This is a genomic window from Mastigocoleus sp. MO_188.B34 (assembly GCF_030065675.1).
Lineage (GTDB): Bacteria > Cyanobacteriota > Cyanobacteriia > Cyanobacteriales > Nostocaceae > Mastigocoleus.
The window spans coordinates 1-9,933 of sequence record NZ_JASJDK010000197.1; the positions used below are offsets into that span (position 1 = coordinate 1).

The 9,933-nt window shown below is 40.3% G+C and carries 6 protein-coding genes; 1 reads left to right on the forward strand and 5 read right to left on the reverse strand.

Annotated features, from left to right (window positions below; genetic code table 11):
• Positions 1 to 590: 590 nt before the first annotated feature.
• The 4 genes from clpB to QNJ50_RS27450 all read right to left on the reverse strand — a co-directional run bounded on the left by clpB (position 591) and on the right by QNJ50_RS27450 (position 7,033).
• Positions 591 to 3,248: an ATP-dependent chaperone ClpB gene (clpB, locus tag QNJ50_RS27435; protein WP_300642015.1), complete on the reverse strand. Its 2,658-nt coding sequence runs from the start codon at positions 3,246 to 3,248 to the stop codon at positions 591 to 593.
• A 491-nt stretch (positions 3,249 to 3,739) separates the two neighbouring features.
• Entirely contained in the window at positions 3,740 to 5,686 is a 1,947-nt protein-coding gene (locus QNJ50_RS27440) for an iron uptake porin (protein ID WP_300642017.1), read from the reverse strand.
• 65 nt (positions 5,687 to 5,751) lie between these two features.
• Positions 5,752 to 6,138 carry a lactoylglutathione lyase gene (gene gloA / locus QNJ50_RS27445; protein ID WP_300642020.1) on the reverse strand — a complete coding sequence of 129 codons (387 nt, stop codon included), beginning with the start codon at positions 6,136 to 6,138 and terminating at the stop codon, positions 5,752 to 5,754.
• A gap of 259 nt (positions 6,139 to 6,397) precedes the next feature.
• Positions 6,398 to 7,033: a 4Fe-4S single cluster domain-containing protein gene (locus QNJ50_RS27450; RefSeq protein ID WP_300642023.1), complete on the reverse strand. Its 636-nt coding sequence runs from the start codon at positions 7,031 to 7,033 to the stop codon at positions 6,398 to 6,400.
• 365 nt (positions 7,034 to 7,398) lie between these two features.
• Between QNJ50_RS27450 and eno the strand changes: the two genes are divergently transcribed.
• A complete protein-coding gene (eno, locus tag QNJ50_RS27455; RefSeq protein ID WP_300642026.1) occupies positions 7,399 to 8,679 on the forward strand; it encodes a phosphopyruvate hydratase in 1,281 nt (426 codons plus the stop codon).
• A gap of 221 nt (positions 8,680 to 8,900) precedes the next feature.
• Here eno and argC read toward each other — a convergent pair.
• The coding region (gene argC / locus QNJ50_RS27460) for an N-acetyl-gamma-glutamyl-phosphate reductase (RefSeq protein WP_300642028.1) at positions 8,901 to 9,933 on the reverse strand (1,033 nt) is incomplete at its 5' end.

Genomic DNA, 9,933 nt, shown 5'->3' on the forward strand with positions numbered 1-9,933 from the left:
CATTTTCTAATTCCCAAATGTAGAGACGTAAAATTATGACCTTACGGTCACGCAATACCTAGAGGCTTCGCCGACGCCGCAGGCTCTAGCTATAGCTGCGCTACCTATAGCTGCGCTACCTACGGATCCGGAACTGCTACCTACGGATCCGGTACGCTTGCGCTAGGCGCTAATACGTCTCTACGAGGTGTACTACACTCAACCGAAAACCGTTATCATTAGATGATATCTATTTCCGGTGCGTTACGGCGCGATGAAAAAGGTAACAAAAAAATAGATTTTCTCGTACGCCTAACACACCCTACAAAATAAATATTTAATTTTTATTTCTTGTAAGTAATTTAAATTAAGGTATTTCATTAGACATCTATGGATAATTTCAATTTTGTTGACTTATACTTATATTCTTCCCTTATAAGCTGAAACATTAACAATAAATTACAGAGATGTCCCACAAATAATGCAGTATTGCTACTGAGGTGGGACATCTCTAAAAATAAATTTATTTTCAGAATTTGTTTTCAGGATTTGTGTTTCAATCAGGTGTATTTGCGTTTAAGTTTTCGATTTAACACCTTTTACCTTTCAGATCAACTAATCAATCTGACAGGATTTGAATTCACAGAAATTTTAGCTGCTACTTTTTTTTTCCGAAAACTCAGACCTTTATCTTCTTTATTTATTACAATTGTGTCACCAGCAATAAAGGTATTTTCTAAAATTTTTGTCGCGATTGGGTTTTCAACTTCTCTTTGAATTGCTCTTTTTATGGGACGAGCGCCGTAAACTGGATCGTAACCCACATTAACTAGGTAATCGCAGGCTGCTTTGGAAATTTCTAGAGAAATCTTTTGATCTGCAAGGAGACTTTCTACCCGTTTGAGTTGAATGCGAATGATTTTCGCCATTTCGTTGCGACCCAAAGGATGGAAGATAATTAAATCGTCAATCCGGTTGAGAAATTCCGGACGAAAGTGCGATCGCAAAGAGTCGGTAACTCGATTTCGCATTTGTTCGTATTGGGATTCATCACCGGAAATATCCAGAATATGTTCGCTACCAATATTACTGGTCATTACGATGACGGTATTACGAAAATCTATAACTCTTCCCTGAGAATCAGTAATTCTACCGTCATCCAAGACTTGTAAAAGAATATTAAATACATCTGGGTGAGCTTTTTCAACTTCATCGAGTAAGACTACTGAGTAAGGACGGCGACGAATAGCTTCAGAAAGTTGACCCCCTTCTTCATAACCAACATATCCGGGAGGTGCACCAACTAAACGGGAAACCGCATGCTTTTCCATATACTCAGACATGTCTAAACGCACCAAGGCGTCATCAGCATCAAACAAAAATGCAGCTAAAGCCCTTGCTAACTCAGTTTTACCCACACCTGTTGGTCCCATAAACAAAAATGAGCCGATGGGACGAGATGGGTCTTTCATTCCCGCACGGGCGCGACGAATTGCAGCAGAAACAGTCTCCACTGCTTCACTTTGACCGACCACCCGTAACTGTAAATGCTTTTCTAACTGTAATAATTTCTGTCTTTCCGATTCCAAAAGACGATTTACAGGAATACCCGTCCATTTTGCAACGATTTCAGCAATATCAGCTTCGGTGACCTGTTCCCGTAATAAACTAGAATCTTGGGATTGAATTTTGAGTAACTGCGCTTCTTTATCTTCTAATTCCCGTTGTACTACTTCTAATTTTCCGTACTTTAATTGGGCTGCAGTGTTAAGATCGTAGTCCCGTTCTGCTTGTTCGATTTGGACTCTGAGATTCTCTTCTTCTTTTTTAAGGGTACTAATTGCTTCTAAAAGTTTCTTTTCACCTTGCCATTGTTCGTTAAATTCTTGCTGTTTTTCAGTTAACGATCCAATTTCTCTCTCAATTCTTTCTAACCTTTCTTTGGTTTGTGGCGTTTCTATTTCCTCTCCTGCTAAGGAAAGTTTTTCCATTTCTAGCTGCATTAATCGCCGCTCAATGTTTTCCAACTCGGTTGGTTTGGAAGTAATTTCCATTTTTAATTGTGCTGCGGCTTCGTCTACTAAGTCGATCGCTTTATCCGGTAAAAACCGATCAGCAATATACCTTGCTGACAATGTTGCAGCAGCTACTAAGGCTGAATCAGAAATTTTAACGTTGTGATGTACTTCATAGCGTTCTTTTAAGCCCCTCAAAATTGAAATAGTATTTTCTACGTTGGGTTGTTTTACCAATATTTGTTGGAAACGTCTTTCTAAGGCTGCATCTTTTTCAATGTATTTGCGGTATTCATCTAATGTTGTTGCTCCAATACAACGCAGTTCACCCCGCGCTAACATGGGCTTGAGTAAATTACCCGCATCCATTGACCCTTGTTTTCCAGAACCAGCACCAACAACAGTATGTAATTCGTCAATAAATAAAACTATTTGACCGTTTGATTCTGTAACTTCCCTTAATACTGATTTCAAACGGTCTTCAAATTCACCCCGATATTTAGCACCAGCAATTAAACTACCAATATCCAAAGTAATTAATTGACGGTTTTTTAAAGATTCGGGAACATCACCTTTAACGATTCTCTGCGCCAAAGCTTCAGCGATCGCAGTTTTACCTACCCCCGGTTCGCCTATTAGAACTGGATTGTTTTTGCTGCGACGGGATAACACCTGAATTACTCGGCGAATTTCTTCATCACGCCCAATTACCGGGTCAAGCTTTCCTAATTTCGCTTGTTCTGTCAAGTCCAAACCAAATTTTTGCAGGGCTTCATAGCGAGACTCTGGATTTTGATCTGTAACTTTTTGACTACCGCGAATTGCTTTAATTGCAGCCTCCAGACTAGATACATCCGCATTCATGCTTTTGAACATCCGCCGTCCAATACGTTCGTCTTCGGCAAATCCCAGCAAAACATGTTCTATGGAAATATAAGCATCCTGCATTCTCTCCCTAGCCGCATCTGCATTATCGAGCATTCTGTCTAAACTACGACTGAGATAGAGCTGATCGGATTTACCTACCTTAGGTTGACGCCGTGTAAAATCTTCTAATTGCTGTTGCATTCTAGGAACATCAACGCCGGAACGATTAAGAATTCGTGAAGCTAGACTTTTGTCTTGTTCCAACAAAGCAATCATTAAATGTTCGACATCGAGCTGCTGTTGTTGATAAGCACGAACAATATCTTGGGATTTAACTATCCCTTCCCAAGCTTTATCAGTAAATTTATCTGGATCTGTGGGCTGCATATGAATGAATTTAGGATATCATTTAAGCGGATTTTGGGATCACTTTCATGAGAACGAGGAAAAACTAACCCCTTTAAACTCAGGTAAAGTGGTATGAAATTCGATTGCGACAGTGGGAATTACCTTAACTTATTATCCAAACATTGTGAGTGCGTATCCACTTGTATATACGGTTGCAATCTGAAATCTAGATTCTGAGATTGAGATTTGGGTGAGGATTTAAATTTTAGGATTTATATCCAATCTAACAATTTGAGCGAACTTTATTTAAGAAAAGTAAGTTAGGAGTAAGAAGTCAGGATTGACCATACTCTAACTAGCGTTAACGCATTGGCGCTCAAGCATCGTATTAGTTAGAAGTTAGGAGTTAAGAGCAAATAATAAAAAGTAAGAATTCAAGACTAAGAAAAATTTGAATTAAGAAAGAGATTATAAAGTTTTTTTTGTTTTTTTTGAAATATAAAGAGCACAAAAATTATCTGTAAAGTACTTTAAAAGGAAATAACCGTTCTCAAAGTACTTTGCCAGATTATACTATTTGAGCTATCGTTATCCGCGTTATCAACAAAAGTGAAAGTAGGGGTAACACTGATATTATCGCTCAGTTGCAAATTATAAAATGCTTCTAAATTAATTTGATTGGCATCACCTAAACCATTAGTAGCAAAAGGCTGACCTATGGCAATCCCGGCAATTGTACCGGGAATCACAATATTCCGAAAGCCCACACCTATTGCCCAACTTACAGGATTTAAATCTAAATCTGTGTTAGTAACAGTACTAAATCCTTGATATTTACCGAATCCCAGGCGAGCAAAAACACCGGTATTGTAATTAAGGGAATATTCAGCATTTACGCCAAAAGCTTCAATATCAATATTATTAATTGAGGCATTAGTATATTGCAACCGAACAGTTAGTTGCTTACTGGGAACATATTCTAGTTCTAGACTTGATTGACGGGGGTCACCAAACAAACCTCCATCCGAATTAGAATCATGTTCGCTACTGTTCCCAGCAATATAAAGCGATCGCAAGGTAAATTTTCCCCCTCCTGGGTTCCAGCTAATAGCTGCTCCTGCACCCCCATTACGATCTATTTGGTTTTGGACTATTAGAGGATTATTCAAGAAAAAGCTGGAACTAAAATCTACCGCTTCATTGTTAGCATAACTGTTGCGATCGATAAAGTCTCTTGGTGACATTTTTGCCCCTAGAGTTATAGCTAAATCGGATGTGGGACGCAAGGTGTAGTACAAACGTCGCAATCTAAAATTGCTTTCGACATCTGCATAGTCAAGCCCACCACCATTAGCAATTAAGCCACTAGTTCCCAAAAGATTGCCATTTTCTTCTTGTTTTAAACCAATAGCATCTTGGCTATCACTACCTGCTTCGAATTGAGTAATGAGTAAATCATTTGTTTTAAAGCTAGTTTTCAAATTTATACGGGAACGACTAAGCAAAATACCATTAGTTCCCGAACCACCAGTTAAACCAAAAATCTGTTCGCCACTTAGTTTAGTAGTAGTGGAAAATTGATTTCCTTCCAACCTATCTACGCTATCGCTAATTTTTTCTATACGAGATAATCCATCCAAAGCAGCCCGGTATTCTAATTTTAAGCGGCGCAAAATTATCATATCTTGACGGACATAATCCTGACCTGCAAGGTCAGCTACTATGCTTTCCATCTTGTCAACAGTTGCGGACAAAATTTCTGCAAACTCATAGCGAGTGAGAGGACGTTTACCGCGAAAGGTTTCATCTGGATAACCAGAAATTACCTGGTATCGTTCAACCAAAGATTTAAGTGCTTGATAAGCCCAATCTGTAGGGTAAACATCTGATAATCCCGATACTGAGGGTTGATTAGTTTTTCGAATGCGCTCAGTCCCAGGAGGAATTTGAGACTTGATTTCGGACTTTACCCCTAAATTATTTACTTCATTTAAATTATTTACTTGATCGGATGGAAACGATAATCCTGCTGAGGTATGGGGAGGTGGGTAAGCGCGATCAACAGGGGAAGAAAATTGTTTTTCTAGTGTTTCAGGGGGGTTGGTTGCTGGTGTAGTAATTTCTGGAGTGGTAATTTCTGGTGTAGTTGATGAAAACTCTGTTTGCAAAAGACTTAAATCTGTTTCTGGTGGGGATATTTCTGAGTGAGGAATATCTTGACCGGTCAATAATTCTCGTACTGTTGCAGTATCAGCAATATGTTCTGGTGGAAGTATGTTTTGTACTACGGTACTTGCTCGTGATACTGAACAGTTTGAAATCACACCACCAGTTAATACACTTCCTAGCGCTATCAAACGTCTAATAGTCTGAGTATGACTATTACTAGAACTTTGTGCTGATTCCTGATCAATATTTTCCGAATTTACTAGCAAAAGAAAGACTTCCCCTGGCGATTGCTGACCCCTCAAATTCATCACCCACACTTTTTAATCAAAACTACTGCTTTTAGTCTCTACTTTGTGGTAACAACTGTTTCGCTTTAATTACTAGTTTGGATGAGTTCAACTTTGTACCCGTTTGGGTCCTGAACAAAAGCAATCACAGTAGAACCATGTTTCATAGGTCCCGGTTCGCGTACTACTTTCCCACCAAGTTTTTTAATGGTTTCGCATGTAGTATAAATATCATCAACTCCAATTGCAATATGACCGTAAGCATCTCCTATATCGTAATTATCAACACCCCAGTTATAAGTAAGCTCTAATACTGTATTGTCTTTCTCCTCACCATAACCAACAAAAGCTAGAGTAAATTTACCTCCTGGATATTCTTTCTTTCGGATTAATTTCATTCCCAGGACGTCACAGTAAAATTTCAGTGATTCCTCTAGATTGCCAACCCGCAGCATAGTGTGCAGTAAACGCATCTTTAATCCCTTATCTTGACTTAATGAAATATCGTCATCTGTAAATATTTTACAAATTGGGGGTGAGAGAAGAAATAAATTTCAGTTTATCTCCTAACTAAATATTTGAGGGTCGGAGTCGAAAATGGATTTTTTCTCTCTTAAGACTTAGCAATACTATGTCTCTCAAGCCGGTCAGAAGGAATGAAGTAAACCAGCAGAACAGTAGTTTACTACATTCGTCCCCAATTGACTGAAAACATTTACACTCACCTACTGCTCAAGATAATTCCAAACCTCCCCTGTAACCAGTTACTAAGCGGCTACCATCCTTGAAGATATGAACTTCTATTTCGTCGCTAGCCCAATTTATTTGGTCTTTCAAAGCAGGATTAAAGATACGAACCTGTTGATTTCGGGAGGAAACCGGGGAGTTGGGAGAGTTAATCGCTAAAGATTCAATGTAGGGTCCATCAATTAGAATATCCAATTGCTGCAATAATAATTTGGCACCTGTTGGTGCATTTTTAGATTGTAATTGTTCTAGGGTAAATCCTGTAAAAGACATTACATTTAAGCCTTTTACCTTAATTTTGGCGGCTAATTCTGCTAGTGCAGGAGCTTGCAAAAAAGGTTCGCCACCGGAAAAAGTTACTCCTTGATTGCGTGGTTTACTGAGAATTTTATTGACCAAATCATCAATTGATATTAATTGATTGGTATCAAAGGACCAAGACTCAGGATTAAAACAACCGGGACATTCTCGCCAACATCCCTGTACCCAAATTACTGCTCGACACCCAGGACCATTAACTTCTGACTCATCCACATAACCCATAATGTTGAGATATCCGGGGGGAATTTCCGATTCTTTGACCTTGGGATCGAAGTTTGAATTAAAATTCTGTTGATTCATGATTTTACTCTGTTGTGGGGATTGGAAATTGGCGGTTAGGGATTGGCGTTAGCACAGCGTGATGCGTTAACATTCGCCGCTCGCGGCGCGGTCTAGCGGGACACGTAAGTGTACACAGCGTCATATGGGGATTAGCGTTAGCGGAAGCGTGGCGTTAGCCGCGCGTTCTTAGCGGCATATTGGAATTGGGAATAGAGATAAAGTATTTGTTTTCTTCCCAGTCGCCAATCCCCACGACCCAAAATCTTCCTTAATATCTTGCTTAGGTTTTAGAGGAAGCGCCTATGCTAACGGTTGAGTTGCTCAATCGAGAACTTTCTTTCGAGTAGCTATATTCACGCACTTAGACAAAGGAAAAATTACGGATGATTAATACCGCCATTAAAACTATTGTTGCCCGGGAAATTTTAGATTCGCGGGGTAGACCAACTGTAGAAGCAGAAGTTTATCTGGTTGATGGTGCCGTAGGATTGGCACAAGTTCCCAGTGGTGCTTCTACTGGGACTTTTGAAGCCCATGAATTAAGAGATGGAGACAAAAACCGCTATGGTGGTAAAGGTGTACTTAAAGCAGTGCAGAATATCCAAGAAACACTAGCTCCAAACTTGTTACAAATGGATGCCCTCAACCAGGAATTATTGGATCGAACAATGATTGCTCTTGATGGTTCTCCAAATAAATCCAGTTTGGGTGCTAATGCGATCTTAGCGGTTTCTTTAGCTGCTGCCAAAGCTAGTGCTTCATCATTGGGAGTACCGCTATATCGCTATTTGGGCGGACCGCTAGCAAATTTATTACCGGTACCATTGATGAATGTAATTAATGGTGGTGCCCACGCTGCAAATAATGTTGATTTTCAAGAATTTATGATTGTCCCAGTAGGTGCAGGTTCCTTCCGGGAAGCTTTACGTTGGGGTGCTGAAGTATTTGCAACCTTAAGTAAAGTTTTGGATGAAAAGAATTTGCTTACAGGTGTAGGGGATGAAGGTGGTTTTGCACCCAACCTGGAGTCAAATCAAATTGCTTTGGAATTATTAATTGCTGCGATCGAGAAAGCTGGATATAAACCAGGAGAACAGGTTGCTTTAGCTCTCGATGTTGCTGCTAGTGAATTTTATAAAGACGGGCAGTATGTTTATGATGGTAAACCCCATTCTCCTGAAGAATTTGTCGGTTACTTAGGTGAACTATCTCAACAATATCCAATTGTTTCCATTGAAGATGGTTTACATGAGGAAGATTGGCAAAGTTGGAAGTTATTAACCGAAAAAATTGGTTCTAAAGTGCAATTGGTGGGAGATGACTTGTTTGTGACCAATGCAACTCGCCTCCAAAAAGGAATTGAGGAAGAATCTGCCAATGCAATTTTGATTAAACTCAACCAAATCGGTTCTTTGACAGAAACCTTGGAAACAATTAACTTAGCAACTCGCAACAGTTTCCGTTCAGTTATTAGTCACCGCTCTGGCGAAACAGAAGACACAACAATTGCCGATCTCGCTGTAGCTACTCGTGCTGGTCAAATTAAGACCGGTTCTCTTTGTCGTAGCGAACGGGTAGCAAAATATAACCGCTTATTACGAATTGAAGACGAACTTGGCGATCGCGCTGTTTATGCTGGTACCGTAGGGCTCGGACCGAGGTAAGCGATTAGGGAAGCACTGCGTGCTGCCTTGCGGCATAGAGCCTGCGGCGTCGGCAGATCCGCAGGTGACGGCTCCGGATCCGTAGGTAGCGCAGCTATAGGTAGCGTAGCTATAGTCATAGCCTCTGGCGACTAGGTATTAGGGATTGGGAAAAGAGACAAAGGTAAAGTATTTATCTTCTTTCCAGTCGCCAGTCGCCAGTCGCCAATCCCCAACCCCCATCAAGGATAAAAACCCAACTTAGGTAAACCTTGAGTTTCTTCCCAACCCATCATGATGTTAAAACACTGAATTGCTTGTCCGGCTTTGCCTTTAATGAGGTTATCAATCACTGACATCACGATCACGCGTCCAGTACGGGAATCAACTTCAATACCTATATAACAAAGATTACTACCTCCAGCCCATTTTGTTTGGGGGTAAATTCCGGGTTCGCAAATATTTACCCAAGGGCAGTTACGATAAAAAGCTCTGTAAATGGTGATCAGGTCATCTCTTACTAAACCAGGATCCCTTAGTCTGGCATATACCGTCGCTAAAACTCCTCTGACCATGGGAATTAGGTGAGGAGTAAACTGCACAATAATTTCATGACGTGCTAATTCACTACAAACCTGCTCTATCTCTGGTGTATGTCGATGATGGGCAATTCCGTAGGCTGTGAGGGAATTATCTGCTTCTGCTAATAGTAATTCTGTACTTGGATTTCTTCCCCCACTAGAAGTACCTGATTTCGCGTCAATAATTGCAGTCTCTGGTACGATTAAACCCTGTTTAAGAAGGGGAGAAAGGGCTAATAAACTGGCAGTAGGATCGCAACCCGGACAACCAATTAATTGAGCTTCAGAAATGCGATCCCGATAAAGTTCCGGCAACCCATAAACTGCATTTTCTGCAACAGAAGTATCATGTCTTTCCTTTCCATACCATCGGGTGTATACTTTCAGATCGCTAAATCGATAGTCGGCGCTCAAGTCAATTACTTTACAACCCTTGTCTAATAATTGAGGTACCATCTGGCAAGCTAAACCATTTGGTAGAGAAAGAAATACAGCTTCACACTTCCTGGCAATTTTATCCAGTTCTGGAGGCTCAATGGATAAATCTACAACATGAGATAAATGCGGATAAACATCCCCAAAACTTTTACCGTTACAATTTCCAGAACTCTTTTCCCCACCCAAGTAGACTATTTCTACCTGTGGGTGGTCAATTAGTAATCGAATCAGCTGTACTCCGCCATAGCCTGACGCG